18 protein-coding genes, 5 tRNA genes and 1 pseudogene are annotated in these 22857 nt (G+C 37.0%); 20 read left to right on the top strand and 4 right to left on the bottom strand.

What is annotated here, in order from left to right; translation table 11 throughout:
* Positions 1-2 precede the first annotated feature (2 nt).
* From hpf to OVA16_RS00845, 20 genes and pseudogenes are all read left to right on the top strand, one after another.
* A complete protein-coding gene (gene hpf, locus OVA16_RS00940) occupies positions 3-350 on the top strand; it encodes a ribosome hibernation-promoting factor, HPF/YfiA family (RefSeq protein WP_267763060.1) in 348 nt (115 codons plus the stop codon).
* A gap of 242 nt (positions 351-592) precedes the next feature.
* Positions 593-665, top strand: a tRNA-Thr gene (locus tag OVA16_RS00935).
* Between the two features lie 37 nt (positions 666-702).
* Positions 703-788: transfer RNA gene (locus OVA16_RS00930), tRNA-Tyr, on the top strand.
* Between the two features lie 74 nt (positions 789-862).
* Positions 863-935, top strand: a tRNA-Gly gene (locus tag OVA16_RS00925).
* 89 nt (positions 936-1024) lie between these two features.
* A tRNA-Thr gene (locus OVA16_RS00920) sits at positions 1025-1096 on the top strand.
* 121 nt (positions 1097-1217) lie between these two features.
* On the top strand, positions 1218-2405 hold the full coding sequence (gene tuf, locus OVA16_RS00915) for an elongation factor Tu (RefSeq protein ID WP_138724610.1): 1188 nt from the start codon (positions 1218-1220) through the stop codon (positions 2403-2405).
* Between the two features lie 62 nt (positions 2406-2467).
* Positions 2468-2538: transfer RNA gene (locus OVA16_RS00910), tRNA-Trp, on the top strand.
* Between the two features lie 86 nt (positions 2539-2624).
* A complete protein-coding gene (secE, locus tag OVA16_RS00905) occupies positions 2625-2816 on the top strand; it encodes a preprotein translocase subunit SecE (RefSeq protein WP_267763059.1) in 192 nt (63 codons plus the stop codon).
* Between the two features lie 14 nt (positions 2817-2830).
* Positions 2831-3373 (top strand): transcription termination/antitermination protein NusG, encoded by a 543-nt coding sequence (gene nusG / locus OVA16_RS00900; RefSeq protein ID WP_138729008.1) that lies wholly within the window; start codon positions 2831-2833, stop codon positions 3371-3373.
* A 148-nt stretch (positions 3374-3521) separates the two neighbouring features.
* A complete protein-coding gene (gene rplK / locus OVA16_RS00895) occupies positions 3522-3962 on the top strand; it encodes a 50S ribosomal protein L11 (protein WP_097131876.1) in 441 nt (146 codons plus the stop codon).
* A gap of 26 nt (positions 3963-3988) precedes the next feature.
* Positions 3989-4689 (top strand): annotated as a pseudogene (gene rplA, locus OVA16_RS00890) (50S ribosomal protein L1).
* Between the two features lie 2 nt (positions 4690-4691).
* Positions 4692-5216, top strand: coding sequence for a 50S ribosomal protein L10 (rplJ, locus tag OVA16_RS00885; protein ID WP_267763058.1), 525 nt, complete (start codon positions 4692-4694; stop codon positions 5214-5216).
* 65 nt (positions 5217-5281) lie between these two features.
* Positions 5282-5659, top strand: coding sequence for a 50S ribosomal protein L7/L12 (gene rplL, locus OVA16_RS00880; protein ID WP_097131870.1), 378 nt, complete (start codon positions 5282-5284; stop codon positions 5657-5659).
* Positions 5660-5812: 153 nt separating this feature from the next.
* On the top strand, positions 5813-9616 hold the full coding sequence (rpoB, locus tag OVA16_RS00875) for a DNA-directed RNA polymerase subunit beta (RefSeq protein ID WP_267763057.1): 3804 nt from the start codon (positions 5813-5815) through the stop codon (positions 9614-9616).
* 87 nt (positions 9617-9703) lie between these two features.
* On the top strand, positions 9704-13990 hold the full coding sequence (gene rpoC, locus OVA16_RS00870) for a DNA-directed RNA polymerase subunit beta' (protein ID WP_267763056.1): 4287 nt from the start codon (positions 9704-9706) through the stop codon (positions 13988-13990).
* Positions 13991-14080: 90 nt separating this feature from the next.
* Entirely contained in the window at positions 14081-14821 is a 741-nt protein-coding gene (locus OVA16_RS00865) for a hypothetical protein (RefSeq protein ID WP_267763055.1), read from the top strand.
* A 60-nt stretch (positions 14822-14881) separates the two neighbouring features.
* Positions 14882-15193 carry a DUF3467 domain-containing protein gene (locus OVA16_RS00860; protein ID WP_138729004.1) on the top strand — a complete coding sequence of 104 codons (312 nt, stop codon included), beginning with the start codon at positions 14882-14884 and terminating at the stop codon, positions 15191-15193.
* A gap of 28 nt (positions 15194-15221) precedes the next feature.
* The gene (locus OVA16_RS00855) at positions 15222-15908 is read left to right on the top strand and encodes a Pr6Pr family membrane protein (protein WP_267763054.1); all 687 of its coding nucleotides are present in this window, start codon (positions 15222-15224) and stop codon (positions 15906-15908) included.
* Between the two features lie 67 nt (positions 15909-15975).
* A complete protein-coding gene (locus tag OVA16_RS00850) occupies positions 15976-16473 on the top strand; it encodes a phosphoheptose isomerase (protein ID WP_267763053.1) in 498 nt (165 codons plus the stop codon).
* A gap of 77 nt (positions 16474-16550) precedes the next feature.
* Complete coding sequence (locus OVA16_RS00845; protein WP_267763052.1) at positions 16551-17279, top strand: acyl-CoA desaturase; 729 nt, start codon at positions 16551-16553, stop codon at positions 17277-17279.
* 34 nt (positions 17280-17313) lie between these two features.
* On the opposite strand, the gene OVA16_RS00840 is transcribed toward OVA16_RS00845, so the two are convergent.
* From OVA16_RS00840 to OVA16_RS00825, 4 genes are all read right to left on the bottom strand, one after another.
* Positions 17314-18564: a DEAD/DEAH box helicase gene (locus OVA16_RS00840; protein WP_267763051.1), complete on the bottom strand. Its 1251-nt coding sequence runs from the start codon at positions 18562-18564 to the stop codon at positions 17314-17316.
* 791 nt (positions 18565-19355) lie between these two features.
* Positions 19356-21200 (bottom strand): DUF262 domain-containing protein, encoded by a 1845-nt coding sequence (locus OVA16_RS00835; protein WP_267763050.1) that lies wholly within the window; start codon positions 21198-21200, stop codon positions 19356-19358.
* Between the two features lie 61 nt (positions 21201-21261).
* Positions 21262-21564 (bottom strand): hypothetical protein, encoded by a 303-nt coding sequence (locus tag OVA16_RS00830; RefSeq protein ID WP_267763049.1) that lies wholly within the window; start codon positions 21562-21564, stop codon positions 21262-21264.
* Positions 21565-21823: 259 nt separating this feature from the next.
* Positions 21824-22759, bottom strand: coding sequence for a DUF6892 domain-containing protein (locus tag OVA16_RS00825; RefSeq protein ID WP_267763048.1), 936 nt, complete (start codon positions 22757-22759; stop codon positions 21824-21826).
* Positions 22760-22857 lie beyond the last annotated feature (98 nt).

The raw sequence follows: 22857 nt of genomic DNA, 5'->3' as shown, positions 1-22857 counted from the left end.
ATATGAAAATCAGAGTTCAGTCTATCCATTTCAATGCAGACAAGAAGTTATTGGAGTTTATTCAAAAGAAAGTAGATAAGTTAGATCAGTTTTTTGATCAGATTATAAGTGGAGAAGTTTACCTGAAACTTGAAAATGTAGAAGACGAAGCTAACAAAATAAGCGAAATTAAGCTAATTGTACCCGGCGGTACTTTGTTTGCGAAAGAGCAATGTAAGTCTTTCGAAGAGGCTACCGATTTGGCAATAGAGTCGTTAAGGAAACAAATTACCAAGCACAAAGATAAAACTAGAGCAAAATTAAGTGAGCATAAGGCACTAAGTAATGCAGATGAACTGTCTGATTACTAGATTGATATTTTCGATAAAAGAATAGTTAGAAATTGACGAGCTTAGGTTCGTCAATTTTTTTTTAAAAAATATTTGCAGCTAAGAATAATGCGTGTATATTTGCATTCCATTTCGGAAACGGCTACAGCAGCTCAGAAAAAATGGGTTGTTCTGTGAAGAGATAAAAAATAAAAAAAAAGCGTGTAGCTATAGGTAAAAAGACAAAATTTTATATCTTTGCACCACGTTTTTAAAAGTAAAAAGCCTCCTTAGCTCAGCTGGTAGAGCAACTGACTTGTAATCAGTAGGTCATTGGTTCGATTCCGATAGGAGGCTCTTTTTATTTTGAAACTTTAAGTTTTGGAGTAAAAGGGGGGAGATACCAGAGTGGCCAAATGGGACAGACTGTAACTCTGTTGTCGCAAGACTTCGAAGGTTCGAATCCTTCTCTCCCCACCATCAGTTGACAATAATCAGTTTTTAGTTTGCAGTTACAGATTGCTAACTAGAAATTGAAAACTGAAGATTGAAAAGCGGAAGTAGCTCAGTTGGTAGAGCGATAGCCTTCCAAGCTATAGGTCGCGAGTTCGAACCTCGTCTTCCGCTCCTAGAAGTTCATTGGGGAAATTGTTCAATGGTTCACTAGTAGCCTAATGAACAAAAGAACGAATGAACTAGTGAGCTGAAAGGTAAAAGCCGAAGTAGCTCAGCGGTAGAGCACTTCCTTGGTAAGGAAGAGGTCGTGGGTTCAAGTCCCATCTTTGGCTCACAAGTGAATAACTTTGTTATTCTGCTAGCAAAGGCAGAAAGAACAAGGTTTTTTGTATTGAAATTGTATCAAAACAATAATTAAATAAAAAATTTTAACCTACTAATAAGTATAAAAAAATGGCAAAAGAAAAGTTTGACCGCAGTAAGCCGCACTTAAACATCGGTACAATCGGTCACGTTGACCACGGTAAAACAACCTTAACAGCAGCAATTACTAAAGTATTGTCTGACGCAGGTTTGTCTGAGGCACGTTCATTCGATTCAATTGACTCTGCTCCAGAGGAAAAAGAAAGAGGTATCACTATCAATACTGCTCACGTTGAGTATTCAACAGCTAACCGTCACTATGCACACGTTGACTGTCCAGGTCACGCGGATTACGTGAAAAACATGGTTACTGGTGCTGCTCAAATGGACGGTGCTATCATCGTAGTAGCTGCAACTGATGGTCCAATGCCACAAACTCGTGAGCACATTCTTTTGGCTCGTCAGGTAGGTGTACCTTCATTAGTTGTATTCATGAACAAAGTGGATATGGTTGATGATCCTGAGTTATTAGAACTAGTTGAAATGGAAGTTCGTGAATTATTATCTTTCTACGAATTCCCAGGTGATGATATTCCAGTAATCCAAGGTTCTGCACTAGGTGGATTAAACGGTGATCCAAAATGGGTTGCTAAAATCATGGAGTTAATGGATGCTGTAGATAACTACGTACCAATCCCTCCACGTTTAACAGATCTTCCTTTCTTGATGCCTGTTGAAGACGTATTCTCAATTACTGGTCGTGGTACTGTTGCTACAGGTCGTATTGAGCGTGGTGTAATCAACTCTGGTGATCCAGTAGAAATCTTAGGTATGGGTGCTGAGAACTTAAAATCTACAGTAACTGGTGTTGAGATGTTCCGTAAAATCTTAGATTACGGTGAAGCTGGTGATAACGTAGGTTTATTGTTACGTGGTATTGAGAAAACTGATATCCGTCGTGGTATGGTTATCTGTAAACCAGGTTCAGTAACTCCTCACACAGATTTCAAAGCTGAGATCTATGTATTATCAAAAGCAGAAGGTGGTCGTCACACTCCATTCTTCAACAAATACCGTCCTCAATTCTATTTCCGTACTACAGACGTAACTGGTGAAATTTCATTAGCTGAAGGTACTGAAATGGTAATGCCAGGTGATAACGTTACAATCACAGTTAAATTAATTAACGCGATTGCAATGGAAAAAGGTCTACGTTTCGCTATCCGTGAAGGTGGTAGAACAGTAGGTGCTGGTCAGGTAACTGAAATCTTAGCTTAATTATAGCTATAACATACATAAATTAGCTAATTAGCAAATTCGCTGATTAGCTAATTTTGTCCACGGGAATAGTTCAATGGTAGAATAGAGGTCTCCAAAACCTTTGATCAGGGTTCGAATCCTTGTTCCCGTGCAAATAAAATGATTGAATTTGAAATGATGAAATGAGTAAGTTGCCAATTCAATCATTCTAAATTTTCTCATTCAAAATTCTCAAATATGGCTAAGGTAGTTCAATTTATAAAAGAATCGTACGAAGAAATGACCCAAAAGGTAACTTGGCCTACTTGGGGTGACCTACAAAATTCAGCAGTGTTGGTTTTAGTGGCTTCAGCAATTATCTCTCTTGTTATTATGGCAATGGATAAAGGAGCTAACTACATTCTTGAAACTTTTTACAATTCACTTTAAAATAGATTTATTAGATGAACGATCAGCTAAAATGGTACGTTGTTAGAGCGGTAAGTGGTAAAGAGAAGAAAGTAAAACAATACCTTGATTCGGAAATTAGCCGTTTAGGATTATCGCATCTAGTTCCTCAAGTATTGATCCCAACGGAGAAATACTATCAAATGAAGGATGGTAAGAAGATTGCTAAAGAACGTAACTACTACCCAGGATATGTGATGATTGAAGCAGCTTTAGATGGAGAGTTAGAGCACGTAATTAAAGGGATTAATAGTGTAATTGGTTTCTTAGGTGATAAAGCTGGTAATGCCATTCCGATGAGACAGGCAGAAGTTAACCGTATTTTAGGTAAGGTTGATGAGATGAGCCAACAAAGCGAAACGATGAATGTTGCTTATTACGTCGGTGAAAACGTTAAAGTAATGGACGGCCCTTTCAACGGCTTCTCAGGTATTATCGAAGAAGTAAATGAAGAGAAGAAAAAACTAAAAGTAATGGTTAAGATTTTTGGACGTAAAACTCCGCTTGAGCTTAACTATATGCAAGTAGAAAAAGAATAATAAAATATTTTCATAAAAGTATTTGAGGACTGCAAGATAATTTATATCTTTGCAGTCCTTTTTGCATTCAATGCGTTCAAAAGGAAAATCTAAATGTTACATTGCTTCCAAAATTTAACATTGAGTTTTAATTAAACAAAAACAAAAAATGGCAAAAGAAGTCAGTGCAATGATCAAATTACAGATCAAGGGCGGAGCTGCAAACCCATCGCCACCAGTAGGACCTGCATTAGGTGCTAAAGGTGTGAACATCATGGAGTTTTGTAAACAATTCAATGCTCGTACCCAAGATAAGCCAGGTAAAGTTTTACCAGTTGTAATTACTGTATATGCTGACAAGTCTTTCGATTTCATCATCAAAACCCCTCCAGTTGCTATCCAATTATTGGATGCTACTAAATTACAGAGTGGTTCTGCTGAGCCAAACCGTAAAAAAGTTGGATCGGTGACTTGGGATCAAGTTAAGGCAATTGCTGAAGATAAAATGCCTGATTTAAATGCATTTACTATCGAATCAGCAATGAGTATGGTTGCTGGTACAGCACGTAGCATGGGTATCACTGTTTCAGGTGATGCGCCTTTTAACTAATTATTTAACATTAACAGTTTACACTAGTGGCTAAGTTAACAAAAAATCAAAAAATAGCACACGCTAAACTAGAAGCCGGTAAATCGTATTCTTTAAAAGAAGCATCTGCTTTGGTAAAGGAAATCACGACTACTAAATTTGATGCATCGGTTGATATCGATGTAGCTTTAGGGGTTGATCCTCGTAAAGCTAATCAAATGGTACGTGGTATCGCTACTTTACCTCACGGTACCGGTAAAACTGTTCGCGTTTTAGTAGCTTTGTACTCCTGATAAGGAAGAAGAGGCTAAAGCAGCAGGAGCAGATTTTGTAGGTTTAGACGAGTATGTAGCTAAAATTGAAGGTGGTTGGACAGATGTAGACATTATTATCACTACTCCTGCGTGTATGGCAAAGGTGGGTAAATTGGGCCGTGTTTTAGGTCCAAGAAACTTAATGCCAAACCCTAAATCAGGTACAGTAACTAACGAAGTTGGTAAAGCTGTAACTGATGTAAAAGGCGGTAAGATTGATTTTAAGGTAGACAAAACTGGTATTATCCACGCTTCAATCGGAAAGGTATCATTCGCTCCGGAGAAATTATACGAGAACGCGTTAGAAGTTACTTCAAACGTTATCAAAATTAAAACCTTCTGCAGCAAAAGGAACTTATTTTAAAAGCATTCACGTGTCTTCAACAATGAGTCCTGGAATTTCGGTAGAAACTAAATCAGTAGCGGGGATCTAATTATGAACAGAGAAGAAAAACAAGAAGTAGTTTTAGCTCTACAAGAGAAAATGCAGGAGTTCGGTAATTTTTATATTGCTGATACTTCAGGCTTATCTGTTGAAAAAGTAAATAACATCCGTCGTAAATGTTTCGAGAGCGGTATCGAGATGCAAGTTGCTAAAAACACTTTGATCAAAAAAGCGATCGAAGGTTTGGAAGGCGATGCATCAGAGATATTCCCAGCATTAAAAGGTCAATCTGCCTTATTATTTTCTAAAGTAGGAAATGGTCCAGCTAAGCTGATCAAATCTTTAAGAAAAGGTAAAGGCGAAGATAAACCTCAATTGAAAGGCGCTTATGTTGATACAGCAATTTTCGTTGGCGATAACCAATTAGACGCATTAGTAAGTCTTAAATCAAGAGAAGAACTTATTGGCGAAATCGTTGGATTATTACAATCACCAGCTAAGAACGTTGTGTCTGCGTTACAATCAGGCGGAGGCAAAATCGCAGGTATTGTTAAAACACTACAAGAAAGAGGTTAACGAACACCTGATAAGTTCGTAATTAAACAAACAACAATCACGTAAAATTTTAAAATCTTAATAAAATGGCAGATTTAAAAGCGTTTGCTGAGCAATTGGTAAACTTAACAGTTAAAGAAGTTAATGAATTAGCTCAAATCTTAAAAGACGAGTATGGTATTGAGCCTGCTGCTGCTGCAGTAGCTGTAGCTGCTCCTGCTGCTGGTGGCGAAGCTGCTGCAGCTGAAGAGAAAACATCTTTTGATGTAATCTTGAAAGATGCTGGTGGTCAAAAACTAGCAGTAGTTAAATTGGTAAAAGATTTAACTGGTCTAGGTTTGAAAGAAGCTAAAGACTTAGTTGATGGTGCACCTAAAGAATTAAAAGCTGGTGTTGCTAAAGACGAAGCAGAAGCTTTGAAAAAACAATTAGAAGAAGCTGGAGCAGTAGTTGAGATTAAGTAATCACTTAATATAACGAAACTCAGAAGAAAAGACTCCGACTGCAAAGTCGGAGTTCATTCCCGTTTATAAACATTTCATTTTGTTTGGTTGATGAAATGTTTCCCTTTAAAACCAAAAAATAGTTTATTCTTAAACTAAATTAAATTTAGTCCCTTGGCAAATAAAGTCGACCAAAGAGTAAATTTTGCACGTAGTAAGCACATTATCGATTATCCAGATTTTCTGGATGTGCAGTTGCAATCATTTAGAGAATTTTTCCAGATCGAAACCACTTCAGACAACCGTCATACCGAAGGTTTGTTTAAGGTGTTCGCTGAAAATTTCCCAATCACTGATTCTAGAAACATCTTTGTTTTAGAATTTTTAGATTATTTTATTGATCCACCTCGTTACGACATTCCTGAATGTATTGACCGTGGACTAACTTACAGCGTTCCGTTGAAAGCTAAATTGAAGCTTTCTTGTAACGATGCTGAGCACGAAGATTTTGAAACCATTATTCAAGATGTATACTTAGGAACTATTCCTTATATGACTCCTAAAGGTACATTCGTAATTAACGGTGCAGAACGTGTAATTGTATCTCAATTGCACAGGTCTCCAGGTGTGTTCTTCGGCCAAAGCCGTCACACTAATGGAACTAAGTTATATTCTGCCCGTGTAATTCCGTTTAAAGGTTCTTGGATCGAGTTTGCTACAGACGTTAATAACGTAATGTATGCTTATATCGATCGTAAGAAAAAATTCCCTGTAACTACGTTATTGCGTGCTATAGGTTACGATTCTGATAAAGATATCTTAGAGCTTTTTGATCTTGCTGACGAAGTAAAAGTTAGCAAATCAGGTTTAAAGAAATATATCGGACGTAAACTGGCTGCAAGAGTTCTTAGAAAATGGGTAGAAGATTTTGTGGATGAGGATACCGGTGAGGTAGTTTCTATTGACCGTAACGAAGTTATCTTAGACAGGGATACTGTTTTAGAAGACGACCATATTGATTTAATCATCGATGCAGGTGTTAAAACTATCATTTTATCTAAAGATGATGGTGCATCTCAAGCTGATTATACCATTATATATAATACTTTACAAAAAGATACTTCTAACTCTGAGAAAGAGGCTGTGGAGAACATCTATCGTGCTTTGCGTAACGCAGAACCGCCTGATGAGGAAACTGCAAGAGGTATCATTGATCGTTTGTTCTTCTCGGATAAACGTTACGACTTAGGTGATGTGGGTAGATACCGTATCAACCGTAAGTTGAAAATGGATACTCCTGATGAGGTTAAAGTTTTAACGAAAGCAGATATCATTGCGATTGTTAAATATTTGATCAAATTAATCAACTCTAAAGAAGAGGTGGATGATATCGATCACTTATCAAACCGTCGTGTACGTACGGTAGGTGAGCAGTTGTACGCACAATTTGGTGTAGGTTTAGCTCGTATGGCTAGAACTATCCGTGAGCGTATGAACATTCGCGATAATGAGGTGTTTACACCAACAGATTTGATCAATGCTCGTACATTGTCATCTGTAATCAACTCTTTCTTTGGAACCAACCAACTTTCGCAGTTCATGGACCAAACCAATCCTTTGGCAGAGATTACGCACAAGCGTCGTCTTTCAGCTTTAGGTCCAGGTGGTTTATCTCGTGAGCGTGCAGGTTTCGAGGTTCGTGACGTTCACTACACCCACTACGGTCGTTTGTGTACTATCGAAACGCCAGAGGGGCCAAATATTGGTTTGATTTCATCTCTTTGTGTTCATGCAAAGATCAACAGTTTAGGTTTTATCGAAACTCCTTACAAAAAGGTTGTAGACGGTAAAGTTTCTGTTAATGAAGATGTAATCTACCTTTCTGCAGAAGATGAGGATGGTAAAACTATTGCTCAAGCTAATGCGCAGTACGATGATAAAGGTAACTTCTCTACTCCACGTGTTAAAGCACGTTACGAGGGTGACTTCCCGATTATCGAGCCTGAGAAATTAGACTTGATGGATATTGCACCTAACCAGATTACTTCAATCGCTGCTTCGTTAATTCCGTTCTTAGAACATGATGATGCGAACAGGGCCTTGATGGGATCGAACATGCAACGTCAGGCCGTACCATTGTTACGTCCTGAGGCGCCAATTGTAGGTACAGGTTTAGAAGGTCGCGTTGCTCGTGACTCAAGAACTTTGATCAATGCAGAAGGAAACGGTGTAGTTGAGTATGTAGATGCAGATCAAATTGTAATTAAATATGAAAGAAATGACGATGATCGTCTAGTTTCTTTTGAAGGAGATAGCAAAACATATAGATTAACTAAGTTCAAAAAAACCAACCAAAATACTTGTATCAACTTAAAACCTATCGTTAAGAAAGGTCAAAAAGTTACCAAAGGACAAGTGCTTTGCGAAGGTTATGCAACTGAAGATGGCGAATTGGCATTAGGAAGAAACTTAAAAGTAGCTTTCATGCCTTGGCAAGGATATAACTTTGAGGATGCGATTGTAATTAACGAGCGTATTGTTAGAGAAGATATCTTTACTTCATTACACATCGAGGAGTTTGAACTAGAAGTACGTGATACTAAACGTGGTGAAGAGGAGTTAACTCCAGATATTCCTAACGTTTCTGAAGAGGCTACTAAAGACTTAGATGAAAACGGTATCATCCGTATTGGTGCAGAGGTAAAAGAAGGCGATATCTTAATTGGTAAAATTACACCAAAAGGAGAGTCTGATCCTTCACCAGAAGAGAAATTACTTCGTGCAATCTTTGGTGACAAAGCGGGCGATGTTAAGGATGCTTCGTTGAAAACTCCACCGTCAATTAAAGGTGTAGTTATCGATACTAAATTATTCTCTAGAGCTAAGAAAACTACAAAAGCTGAAGAAAAATCGGCAATTGAGAAGTTAGACAAGAAATATAATATTGCTACTGAGAATCTTAAAAACGAGTTAGTAGATAAATTGTTCCAAATTGTGAATGGTAAAACCTCTCAAGGTGTTTACAATGTTTACAAAGAGCTTTTAATTGCTAAAGGTGCTAAGTTTACTCAAAAAATATTAGCTGATTTAGAGTATGCTCACATCAATCCATACAAATGGACTACAGACGAAGACAAAAATGAGCAAATTAAAATGTTGTTGCACAACTACGGTATCCGTGTAAACGAAGAACTAGGTGCTTACAAACGTGATAAATTTGCCATTAGCGTTGGAGATGAGCTTCCATCAGGAATTGTTCAGATGGCTAAAGTTTATGTAGCTAAAAAACGTAAACTAAAAGTAGGTGATAAGATGGCGGGTCGTCACGGTAATAAGGGTATTGTTGCTCGTATTGTACGTGATGAAGACATGCCTTTCTTAGACGACGGAACTCCAGTTGATATTGTGTTGAACCCACTAGGTGTACCTTCACGTATGAACTTGGGCCAAATCTACGAAACCGTATTGGCTTGGGCTGGTAAAGAATTGGGTGTGAAATTCGCTACTCCAATTTTTGACGGTGCTAAATCTGATGAGGTAGAAGAGTGGATTGCTAAAGCAGGTTTGCCAGCTTCTGGTAGAACTTACTTAAACAATGGCTTAACGGGTGATAAATTTGACCAACCAACTACTGTAGGTATTATTTATATGCTGAAATTAGGTCACATGGTTGATGATAAGATGCACGCTCGTTCTATCGGACCATACTCATTAATCACACAACAACCATTGGGTGGTAAAGCTCAATTTGGTGGTCAGCGTTTTGGTGAGATGGAGGTTTGGGCATTAGAGGCATTCGGTGCAGCTAATATTTTACAAGAGATCTTGACTGTGAAGTCTGATGATGTTATTGGAAGAGCCAAAACTTACGAAGCCATTGTTAAAGGCGAAAACCTACCAACTCCAGGCGTACCAGAATCGTTCAACGTATTGGTACACGAGTTACGCGGCTTAGGTTTAGATATTACATTAGACTAATTGAGGTAGAAGGTATAAGGTTTAAGGTGTTAGGTTCCAAATCCTACGCCTTAGGCCTTAAGCCTTCGACCTTTAACCTTAAAGAGTATGTCTTACAAAAAGGATAATAAATTAAAAAGCAATTTCACGTCGATAACCATTAGCTTATCGTCTCCAGAAATTATTCTAGAGCGTTCTAGTGGCGAGGTGTTAAAACCAGAGACGATCAACTATCGTACTTACAAACCAGAACGTGATGGTTTGTTTTGCGAGCGTATTTTCGGCCCGGTAAAAGATTACGAATGTCATTGCGGTAAATACAAACGTATCCGTTATAAAGGTATTGTTTGCGACCGTTGTGGTGTTGAAGTAACAGAAAAGAAAGTACGTAGAGAGCGTATGGGACACATCAACTTGGTGGTTCCTGTGGCGCACATCTGGTATTTCCGTTCTTTACCTAACAAAATCGGTTATCTTTTAGGTTTGCCAACCAAAAAATTAGATTTGATCATTTACTACGAACGTTATGTAGTAATTCAGGCTGGTTTAATGGGCGAGCAAGGTATCCAGTTCATGGATTTCTTAACCGAAGAAGAGTATCTTGATATTTTAGATAAATTACCTAAAGAAAATCAATATTTAGACGATAAAGATCCTAATAAATTTGTTGCCAAAATGGGTGCAGAGGCATTAGAAGATTTATTGAAACGTATCGATTTAGATAGTTTATCTTATAACCTACGTCACCAAGCAGCTAACGAAACTTCTCAGCAACGTAAAAACGAAGCTTTGAAACGTTTACAAGTAGTAGAGGCTTTCCGTGGTTCAAGAGCAAATATCGAGAATAACCCGGAATGGATGATCATCAAGATTGTTCCAGTTATTCCACCAGAATTACGTCCATTAGTTCCTTTAGAGGGTGGTCGTTTCGCAACTTCAGATTTGAACGATTTATATCGTCGTGTAATTATCCGTAACAACCGTTTAAAACGTTTGATCGAGATTAAAGCACCAGAGGTTATTTTACGTAACGAGAAACGTATGTTACAGGAAGCTGTAGATTCGTTATTCGATAACTCACGTAAAGTAAACGCTGTTAAAACTGAAGGTAACCGTGCCTTAAAATCACTTTCAGATATTTTGAAAGGTAAGCAAGGTCGTTTCCGTCAAAACTTATTAGGTAAACGTGTAGATTATTCTGCTCGTTCGGTAATTGTTGTAGGTCCTAATCTTAAATTACACGAATGCGGTTTACCAAAAGATATGGCTGCAGAGCTTTACAAACCGTTCATTATTCGTAAGATGATTGAGCGTGGTGTGGTAAAAACAGTAAAATCAGCTAAAAAAATTGTTGATAGAAAAGATCCACTAGTTTGGGACATCCTTGAAAACGTATTGAAAGGACACCCAGTGTTGTTAAACCGTGCACCTACGCTACACAGATTAGGTATCCAGTCTTTCCAACCAAAATTAGTAGAAGGTAAAGCGATCCAGTTACACCCATTAGTGTGTACCGCATTCAACGCCGATTTTGACGGTGACCAGATGGCAGTTCACTTACCGTTAGGTAATGCTGCAATTTTGGAAGCCCAAGTATTGATGTTGGCTGCTCACAATATCCTTAACCCTGCTAACGGTACGCCAATTACGGTACCTTCTCAGGATATGGTTTTGGGTCTTTATTACATTACTAAAGGCCGCAGAACTGATGCTCAAAGAGTAGTAAGAGGCCAGGATATGAATTTTTACTCTGCAGAAGAGGTAATTATTGCCTACAATGAGAAAAGGGTAGACTTACACGCTTGGATTAAAGTTAAAGCTAACGTTAAAGAAGCAGACGGAACCATTGTAAACAAGTTAATTGAAACTACTGTTGGTCGTGTGTTATTTAACCAAATGGTACCAGAAGAAGTTGGTTACATCAACGAACTATTAACTAAGAAATCTTTAAGAGATATCATTGGTGAAGTAGTAAAAATGACTGGTATGGCTCGTTCTGCAAGATTCTTAGATGACATCAAAGAACTTGGATTTAAAATGGCTTTCCAAGGAGGTTTATCGTTTAACTTACAAGACGTAAACATTCCTGTAGAGAAACATACTTTATTAGAGCAAGCTGCTAACGAAGTTGAAGAAGTAAGAAACAACTATAACATGGGTTTCATTACCAACAACGAGCGTTACAACCAAATCATCGATATCTGGACACGTATCAACAACCGTTTAACTACGTTTGTGATGAACCAATTATCATCAGATAACCAAGGTTTCAACTCTGTTTACATGATGCTTGACTCTGGAGCCCGTGGTTCTAAAGAGCAAATTCGTCAGTTAGCAGGTATGAGGGGCTTGATGGCTAAACCTCAAAAATCAGGTTCTGGTGGCGAGATTATCGAAAACCCAATCTTATCAAACTTTAAAGAAGGACTTTCTGTATTAGAGTACTTTATCTCTACCCACGGTGCCCGTAAAGGTTTGGCAGATACGGCGTTAAAAACTGCGGATGCGGGTTACTTAACTCGTCGTTTGCATGACGTAGCGCAAGATATGATTGTGAATTCAGTAGATTGTGGTACACTAAGAGGTATGTACACTACCGCTTTAAAAGATAACGAAGATATTGTAGAGCCTTTATACGAACGTATTTTAGGCCGTATTTCTCTACACGATGTTTTCAATCCTTTAGATGGTAAGTTATTGGTAGGTGCAGGCCAAGATATCGACGAAGATATTGCAAAAGCAATCGAAGAGTCTCCATTAGAGGGTGTCGAAATTCGTTCGGTATTAACTTGTGAGAACAAGCGTGGTGTTTGTGCTTTATGTTACGGACGTAACTTGGCATCGGGTAAACGTGTTCAAAAAGGAGAAGCTGTTGGTGTAATTGCTGCACAGTCTATCGGTGAGCCGGGTACACAGTTAACACTTCGTACCTTCCACGTGGGTGGTACGGCGTCTAACATTGCCAACGAGTCGCAAATCAATGCTAAGTTTGATGGTGTAATTGAGTTTGAAAACTTGCGTACCGTACAAACTACCACAGAAGATGGTGTGATTGATATCGTTCTAGGTCGTTCAGGCGAATTCAGAATTGTTGAACCAGGAACTAACAAAGTAATTGTAAACAACAATATTCCTTACGGTGCATTTTTATATGTAAAAGAAGGTGATAAAGTTGCTAAAGGCGATAAAATTGTTTCTTGGGATCCATACAACGCGGTTATTATCTCAGAATTTGGAGGTAAAATCGAGTTTGATGCCATCATTGAAGGTGTAACTTTCCGTGAAGAATCTGATGAACAAACTGGTCACCGTGAGAAAGTAATTATCGATACACGTGATAAAACCAAAAACCCTTCAATTAGAGTATTAGATAAAAAAGGCGAAGTAATTAGAACTTACAATATTCCAGTGGGTGCACACATTGCTGTTGATGACGGAGATGCTGTACAAACAGGACAGGTGTTGGTAAAAATTCCTCGTGCTACTGGTAAAACCCGAGATATTACAGGTGGTTTACCTCGTGTAACTGAGTTATTCGAGGCTCGTAACCCTTCAAATCCAGCGGTTGTTACCGAAATTGATGGTGTGGTAACTTTAGGTGGTATCAAACGTGGTAACCGCGAAATTACTATCGAGTCTAGAGATGGTGAGGTTAAAAAATACCTTGTTCCATTGTCTAAACACATCTTGGTACAAGATAATGACTTCGTGAAAGCAGGTATGCCATTGTCAGATGGTTCTATCTCTCCAGCAGATATCTTGGCTATTAAAGGTCCAGCGGCAGTACAAGAGCATTTAGTAAATGGTATCCAAGAGGTTTACCGTTTGCAAGGTGTGAAAATCAACGATAAACACTTTGAGGTTATTGTACACCAAATGATGCAGAAAGTACACATCGAAGATCCGGGAGATACTCGCTTCTTAGAAAATGATTCTGTTGATCGTTGGGACTTTATGATCGAGAACGACGAAATCTTTGATAAGAAAGTTGTTGTTGACGCAGGTGACTCGACTACAGTAAAACCAGGTCAAATTCTTTCTTTACGTAAATTAAGAGATGAAAATTCTCAATTGAAACGTCAAGATTTGAAACAGATCGAAGTAAGAGATGCTAAACCAGCTACTGCAAGTTCAGTACTACAAGGTATCACACGTGCTTCATTAGGTACGAAGTCGTTTATCTCAGCTGCTTCATTCCAAGAAACTACAAAAGTGTTAAACGAAGCTGCAATTGCAGGTAAGAAAGACAGAATGTTAGGCTTGAAAGAAAACGTAATTGTTGGTCACTTGATCCCTTCAGGTACCGGTGTACGTGGCTACGAGCGTATCATTGTAGGTTCTCAAGAAGAGTACGATAAATTATTAGCTTCGAAACAAGAAGAAGTAGAAGCTTAACCCCTAAATCCCTTAAAGGGGACTTAAAATCAAATCCCTAACGTTAATTCGTTAGGGATTTTTTTGTTTGCATAATGTTATCTTTATCATATGATTAGAACATTATTGGTTTCAATTTTAATTGTGTTTATTATGGGTTCCTGTAAAAAGACGGAAGCCGAAAAAGAAACCAAATTGGTTGAAATAAAAGAAACCCAACTTGAAAAAAGAGTTATAATTGAAATATCGAAAGATGATGAGAACTATTTTAGTTTCCATCATGTCTATCCAGATAGAATTCTAAGAGCGGATTACAGGCTGATTTATGAAGGGAAATATTTGAAAAAAGCAAAAATAGCTGGCGATTTTTCAGAAACCGTTGTAAATTTTACCTCAAATATGCTCGGCTTAATTACACTAGCAAATTTTGACTCACGTAAAAGCATACAATATGACTATGATATCGAGGGTCGTTTAGTTTCTGTTAAAAGAGATTATATTTTTGAATATGAATATAATGGAAGAAACTTAAGTAAAGCTACTGTGAAGAATTCTAATGGTATCAAAATAACTGAAACTTCCATCACTTGTGACGATAAGGTCAATCCACTTTATCAAATTCCTTTAATTTATTTAGAAGAACCAATAGCTGTGTGGGATTGCTTTTTTCTTTCAAAAAATAATATTATTGGTCTGGAAACTACCCATTTCAATACAAATGGAGCTGCCGTAAGTAAGGATAAGAGCCTATTTGAGTACTCGTACGATCGACAAAATAGACCCGTTAAGCAAGAGAGGTCTTATAATGGAATCTCGAATGATTATCTGATATTTGAATATACCTATCAATAATTACCGTAATTTAATTATAACAGGTTAAGAGTTTTAATTTAAAATATTAGTTTTGTTAATATGGAAGAACAACAGAACGACAACCAACTGAACATAGAATTATCTGAAGAAATTGCAGAAGGAATTTTTTCAAACCTAGCCATCATTACTCATTCAAATACAGAATTTGTTTTAGACTTTATTAGGGTAATGCCAGGCATCCCAAAGGCAAAAGTTAAATCGAGAATTATTTTAACACCAGAACATGCCAAAAGGCTAATGCATGCCATGCAAGATAACATCGATAAATTTGAAGCTGCTCACGGGCGTATCAAAACACAAGATGAAACGCCATTTCCAATGGGCTTTGGCGGACCAACAGCACAAGCTTAATTTTTTGAAAGCCATTCGCCTAAAGTGAATGGCTTTTTTGTATTTATCAATTGTAACGGTTATGGAAAAATCTCTAAGTTTATCTCAAAAAGTATATCTATCAATGCTAGTTTTTATAGCTTGGTTTACACTGATTTTTCAATTTTACCTTCATATTAACAGTGGGGCAGCTACGAAAAGCGAATTATTAATTAGATTTTTTAGTTATTTTACTATAGACAGTAATTTGTTGGTTGCTTTATGTAGCACGTCAATTCTATTTTTTCGCTCTACGCTAATTGCGTCATTTTTTGCCAAACTGCATGTCATTTCAGCCATTGCTGTATATATCATCGTAGTAGCTTTGGTTTATAATGTCGTATTGAGGTTTTTATGGGTGTTAGAGGGTTGGTCAATGGTGTTGAATGAATTATTACACGTAGTGGTTCCGATTATGTTTTTAATCTACTGGATCTATTTCGTACCTAAACAACAACTGCAATGGAAAAACATTTGGCTGTGGCTTGTATTTCCCTTGCTGTATACTGTGTTTGTTCTTGTAAGAGGTAACTTTTCTGGTTTTTATCCTTATCCGTTTCTAAATATTAATGAGTTGGGATTAAATAAAGTATTAATAAATTGTTTGGTAATTACTTTGTTGTTCGCCTTATTATCTGCTCTATTTGTGGCCATTGGTAAACGAAAAGCAAAAGTAAATGAGGGGAAACTTATTTAATGTATGTTGGTAAAACCGCAGTTGCAACTTGTTGTTTTTTAATTTGTAACTGCTATTTTTGAGGATCATGGAAGCACAGAAAAAAGATATTTTTGATAGTATAGCGCAACGTTTAAAACTAGAAGGCTTTAACGTAGTAAATAGAGATGAAACCAGGCCTTGGGGCGGTTTTTTCGTAATAGATGAAGGGCAGGCGCAGCAATTTGCTGATACGTATTTTGAAGGATTAGATGTAGATACGCTAAAAATAGGGGGAAAGCTAAGCCCGAAAATCTTAATTGTGGCACCAAATGCTCGCCTTTCTTGGCAATACCATCATCGTAGAGCAGAAATTTGGCAAGTGGTTACCGGAACCGTAGGCATTAAAACTAGCCATACTGATGAAGAGGGAGAATTGAAACGTTACCAGCCAAATGATCAAATTAAATTAAACCAAGGCGAGCGCCACCGTTTAATAGGCCTAGAAGATTGGGGTGTAGTGGCTGAGATTTGGCAACATACCGATGCAGAAAACCCTTCAGACGAAGATGATATTGTACGTGTTCAAGACGATTTCGGTAGATAATTTTTAATCCGTAACTTAGTAGCGCTATTTTAGCTTGTTTGAAGACTATTGTGAAATAGACTTCGTTTTATTTTTGTATGATCATTTTATTTTTCTTTTTGGCACATTGGTTTTTATCATTGTTTAGCCAAACTTTTTTCCTCCACCGCTATTCGTCGCATAAAATGTTTAAGATGAATACATTTTGGGAGCGTTTTTTTTACCTTATTTTATTGATTTCGCAAGGCTCTTCGTTTTTAAACCCAAGAGCTTACGCTATTTTGCACCGTATGCACCACGCTTACAGCGATACGGTAAAAGACCCACACTCTCCTCATTTTTTTAAGGATGTTTTTGGGATGATGATTGCCACCAAGAACATGTATTTGGCTTATTTGTTGCATAAAATAGAACCAGAGCCAGCATTTAGAGGTAATTACCCCGAGTGGCCAATTATTGATAGAATTGGAGATTCGTGGTTGTGGAGATTGGCATGTGCCGCATTTTACATTTGGTTTTATATTACCTTTGCTACACAATGGTGGATGTTTTTGTTACTGCCTATCCACTTTTTAATGGGGCCAATTCATGGTGCTATTGTTAACTGGTGTGGGCATAAGTATGGTTACTCAAATCATGATAATGACGACCATAGTAAAAACTCTTTGCCTTGGGATTTTTTATTGATGGGAGAATTGTTTCAAAATAACCATCATAAGAAACCTAATTCGCCAAACTTTGCTACCAAATGGTGGGAGTTTGATCCTACTTATCCAATGATGAAAGTAATGCACTGGTTAAGGATCATTAAAATTAGAAAAGTATAAAAAAAGCTCCCGAAATTTTTGGGAGCTTTTTATTTTATCGGCGTTTATTGCCGCCACCTTTAAAAACCTTTTTCTTATTGCCAGCCGCATTCCCTTTCGAATCTTTTTGCGGTTTGCGTTGTACTTCCTTGTTGGCCAACATGCTTTTCCAGCTTAGCGGATACGGATGGTTTTCTACAATTGGAATGGTACGTTTAATCAGCTTATGAATGTCAAGCAGGTATTCATTTTCTTCGGCGTCTACAAAAGAAATCGCTGTTCCGTTAGCGCCAGCTCGGCCGGTACGTCCAATTCTATGCACATAAGTTTCTGGGATGTTTGGCAGATCGTAGTTGAAAACATAACTTAACTCATCTATGTCTATCCCACGGGCAGCAATATCAGTAGCTACCAAAACTTTAAGTTTTCTATCTTTAAATTCTGTTAAAGCTCTTTGTCTTGCCCCTTGCGACTTGTCGCCGTGTATAGCCGCCGCTTTAATCCCATCTTTTGCTAAATCTCTAGCAATACGGTCTGCGCCGTGTTTTGTGCGGGTAAAAACCAGCGTGTGGTCTATTTTAAGGTCGTCTAAAAGGTGTTTTAGTAATTTTCTTTTGTCGGGCTTATCTACAAAATATACCGATTGGTTAATGGTTTCTGCGGTAGAAGACACCGGAGTAACCTCTACTTTCACAGGATCTTGCAATATGGCATTAGCCAATTTTTCGATTTCTGGAGGCATAGTTGCCGAGAAAAATAACGTTTGTCTTTTAGCAGGAAGTTTGGCTACAATTTTCTTCACATCGTGGATGAAACCCATGTCCAACATACGGTCGGCTTCATCTAGCACAAAAATTTCGATGTCGCTAAGGCTAATATGGCCTTGGTTCATCAAGTCTAGTAGCCTGCCTGGCGTAGCCACTAAAATATCTACCCCTTTTCTAAGTGCATCTACTTGTGGTTGCTGGCCCACACCTCCAAAAATAACTAAATTTTTTACTGGTAAATTTTTGCCGTAAGCGTTAAAGCTATCTTGTATTTGGATAGCAAGCTCTCTTGTTGGCGTTAACACCAATGCTTTAATTGCTTTTTTATTGGTTTTTAAATGGCGCATGTGCAAAATTTGCAACATCGGTATCGCAAAAGCGGCAGTTTTACCAGTTCCAGTTTGTGCGCAACCCAATAAATCTTTCAATTTTAAGATGCTAGGAATAGCTTTTTCCTGTATGGGAGTTGGCTTTTGATATCCTTCGGATTCAACAGCTTTTAATATAGGCTCAATAAGCCTCAATTCTGAAAATAACATTTTTTCTAAGTTTAAAGTAAAAATTAAAAAGTGCATGTATCACACTTTAAAATTCGAAGAAGCTAGAACAATCATTTTTTAAGAAGGACTAACTTGCGAGTTGCTTTAATGATTAAAGAAATTCAGCTTCGAGTGGCAAATATACAGAAATTTATTGGATAGCGGTTTTGTTGATTTTTTTGAAATGATTGGCAGTGTTTCATTGCAATTGCGGTCCCGCTTTACACTGTAGCCCGCGTTCGCAAACGCTCTCTCGGGGCTGCCGTTGCAATCGGGTTTGGTAAACGAAGCGATTGCAATACAACACGGAGCTTTGATAAACTTTTGCAAAGTGGCTAAAAGTTTGTCAAAGCTTTAATCTGCTGTTCGTAATTGGTAATCGCGAATTAGTATATGTTGTAATGTATTAAGGATTACAAATCCTTCGATAGGCTTCCAGATTACAAATCTGGAAGAGCGGGTGTTGTATCCGCGAGAAATATAAATCCCATTCGGCTTGTGCATAAAACTAATTCCATAAATTTTGGAAAGTCCAATTGCTGTGTTAATTTGAGGCATTGCAGTTTCTAACAATTCAGCCACATTGTGTTCGAATTGTTCGATATGTTTCTTTTTTGCCTTTCTGTTGAAAATGTTCATTTTAAAATGTTGCCTAACGTTTTGGCGCTTGGCGAAGAAGCGGATTTCGAAGCACTAAACTGTCTGCCAGCACTGAACTTGATACGAAGCACAAAGCTTCAAGTATGCACTGAACCCGCTTTTTTGCCAAACGCCTGTTACCTGCTGTGTTGTTAGTCGATGTCATTAAAAATCGGTTCTTCTTCGTCCTCAATTATGTCGTCTGTCGGTGCTTGAAAATGTCTGTCAATACCCCAATTTCCGATAATCCAACTTGTTAATTCCTTTCTTCTTATACTTCGGTTTTCAGGTGTCCAATCGTCAAATTCCGCAATTTTCCGTTCTTGTCTTATGTCTGAATTTGAGTAAGAGTATCCTGAACCTGCAATTCCTTTTTTTCTTTCAAATTCAAAATTGCTGTATCGTGAATTATCTTTTGTCAGTACTAAATTTGAAATGTCGTGTATAAATTTCTTTCGTTCTTCGTCTGTCCATTTAGAAATCCAATTTGAATTTACGTCTGGATTTTGGGGTAAAATATGCTCGATTGTAGAGTCGGTTAAATCTTCCCAATTCAATTTTGGTTTGTTTTTGCCTTTCAATAGAAAAAGTTCAAACTCAAAAAGTGTGTATTTTAATAATCTTCTGTGATGATACCACTCGAAAAAATCTTCAGTTAGAGATTTTCGGAAACCATTTTCTGGCGAATACCAATTGATTGTGCCGTAAATCCATTCCGTAACAGATTGTAAAGAATGTTTTGAAGCAAAAATATCATCAGCCCAACGATAGAATTTTGATAATCCAGCATTACTTCGTTTTCCTTCCCAAAGAAATACTCTGTATGAAAACATTTCAAGTGACTTTAAAAGTCCAATATATTCCTCATTTAAAGTTTCGTTATTTTCACGTTTAATTCTAGAAGCAACCATTAATGGAAGATAATTGGCAATATTTCCTGCATTTCGGATTTTAGTCAATAGATTTAATTCGTTTTCATCAAATGCACTATTGTTAGATTTAAGAATTGCCGAATAATGTTTAGAAATTAAAGCAAGTCCATCTACAAATTGTAAAAGAAAACTCTTTACTTCCTCTTTACTTTTAACTAAAAAATTTCGTAAAGGAATTACATCATCTGATTTAAAACCGCTGTAACCATCCCAATTTTTTGGTGTATAATTAACGAACAAAGTCCAAGCAATTCGTAAACATTGACTTTCACTACCATTACATTTTGCAATGTTTACATAAACTTCTTTCCAAGTTTTGTTAATTGTTTTGGTGAAATCTTCTTTTTCTGAAATATCTTGAATATTTCTGTAAACCCAATACATCAAATAGTTTTTGAGCAGTTCCATAGATGATAAATCCTTTCCTCTTGAGTTCATTAACTCAAAAGTCATCCCTATTTCACTTTCTACTTCAATTGGATAAAATGAAAAATTTAATTTTCGAATTATAGCGTCAAACAAATCTTTCAAATATTCTTCGCCTTTCTCTGCTCTTATTTCTAATTGTTCTTCGATATGCTTTTTCAAAAAACAATATGCTTCATAAATTCTCTTTTGATGAACCGAGTTCGGTTCAATATTACTAACCCCTTTAGAAACTAAATCTAAATAAAAATCAGCAGTATCATTGTTTAGCCTAAGTTTGCTTTTACTTCCCGAATGTAAGTAAATTGGTATTTCCGTTGTAAAATCTTCCTCGCTAACATTTATTAGTTCTTTTAGAATAATTGATAAATAAAGACTACAAGTTGTTAGTCGTTGCTGTCCATCAACAATATCAACTATTTCAAGTTTCTTTGTGCCATAGTTTTCTGTCGGTTTGTCAATTGGCTGATAAATAACAATAGTTCCAGTATAATGGCTAATTATTTTGTCATCAATTAATGCGTCAATATCTTGTACAAAATCTTTCCATTGTTTTGCTTCCCAAGCATATCCTCTTTGGTAATCGGGAATTTGAAAAATTTTTCCCTCTAAAATATTCGATAATGTCTTTTTCTCCATATAATCTATGTGCTTGAAAATATCAAAGGTGGCGAAGCCACCTTTGAATTATGATTTTTACTTATAAAGTTCGTATTAGTGAGCCGTTTTCTTTTCTCAATTCGGTTTTCCCTTTTGTCGTTGTTATAGCAATGTCTGAACCGTGCCATCTTGCATTCGTTGCATCTCCGTTGCCAATTGTTCGAACTAAAGAGCCATTATCTTTACGAATTTCAACCTTTCCTTTTACAGTTGTGATTGCAACTAATGACTGGTCAGAATTAAAGTCTGCGGAAATTGCATCACCATTTCCGATTGTCCTAACTAAAGAACCGTTGTCTTTGCGGATTTCAATTTTACCGCTTTTGATTTGTAAAATATTCATATAGATTTTGGTTTTTTGTGCTTACTCTGGTCGGTTTTCAGCTTTCCCCGTTAGTTCTGCAAATGTCGGTTTTCAGTCGGTCAAAACGTGTCGTTCTGTGCGGTCGTTCTAACATAGCAGGTAACGTTTCGGGGCTTTGCGATGGTGGGGCAATCAAAGCACAAAACTTCAATTTTGCATAAAAGTTCAATCGAAGAAATACCGTTGAACTTTGCAGTTTCGCCCCACTATTGCAAAACCCTTGTTGTGTGCAGTTTTTTTATAATGGTTTTATCTCAATTCCTTTTGATTTAAGTTCTTCGATAACTTTACTGTCGGTTTCAAATAAAGTCATTTTCTTTAAATTAGGAAAGTGTTTAATGTCGTCAAAGGATTGAATATTGAATACATCATCTTCTCCGTCCCATTGTGGTGTAACATTCACATAAATTTCATTTCCACCATCTTGGTAAATTTCAGTTACTTGTTCAGCAAGTTTTTTGTCAATTTCTAATGCTTTGAAGTATTCGACAACTTCGGGGATTGGCTCGTATCCACCTTCTGTAGCGCTAAATCCTTTAATTTTTGTTATTTCTGCAAATTCATAAACATCGAATTTTGGTTTTAAAAGCTCTTTATTATACATCAGCTCTTCGATAATCGCAAGTTTGAAATTGAAATCCTTAAATTCGATTTTTTCTCCAGATATTTTTTTGAGTTTATAATCCTTTTTTTGAGTTAATTCTTCTTCCTCTTCTTGTATGTCAATTGAAATTGAGCGAATTAATTTTGGTTCTTCTTTAGTCAATCTGACTTGAATTTCTGAATTTCCAATTTTATACTCTTTAAAAAGATAATCATTTTGCGATACTTTTACGAAGTTCTTGTAATCGGTTCCTTCAATTTTTAAACTGCCTAAAAAGGGTTGTCGTGGAAAAAATTGGTTTTGACCAAGTTGTATAATTTGAATATCTACTTCGAAAATATTTTCTTTGTCTTTTGAAAATCCTCTTATTCCCTTGTCCTGCCAAATATACAGAAAATTGGTTTCGGTTTTAACCTCTTCTGGTTCTCCAAAAATTTCGTTTAAAATTGAAATTTTTACTGGCAATTGGTTATTTCGTCCGTTTAAAACAATTCCGTTTTTAGTAAAGTCAATTTCGATAGGTTTTTGGTTTTCTATTTTACTTCCAAATAGTTTGTCGAATATTCCCATTTTTTTCTTTGTTTGTGTCTTTGGTTAGTGGCTCTGTAAAATTGCACACAACGTTTTTCGGCTTGGCGATGTGGCGGATTTTTAGCACAAAAGTTCAA

It is taken from the genome of Pedobacter sp. SL55 (genome assembly GCF_026625705.1).
GTDB lineage: Bacteria > Bacteroidota > Bacteroidia > Sphingobacteriales > Sphingobacteriaceae > Pedobacter.
The sequence above is the reverse complement of the archived record's forward strand: the minus strand, read 5'-3'. Positions and strand labels throughout refer to the sequence as shown.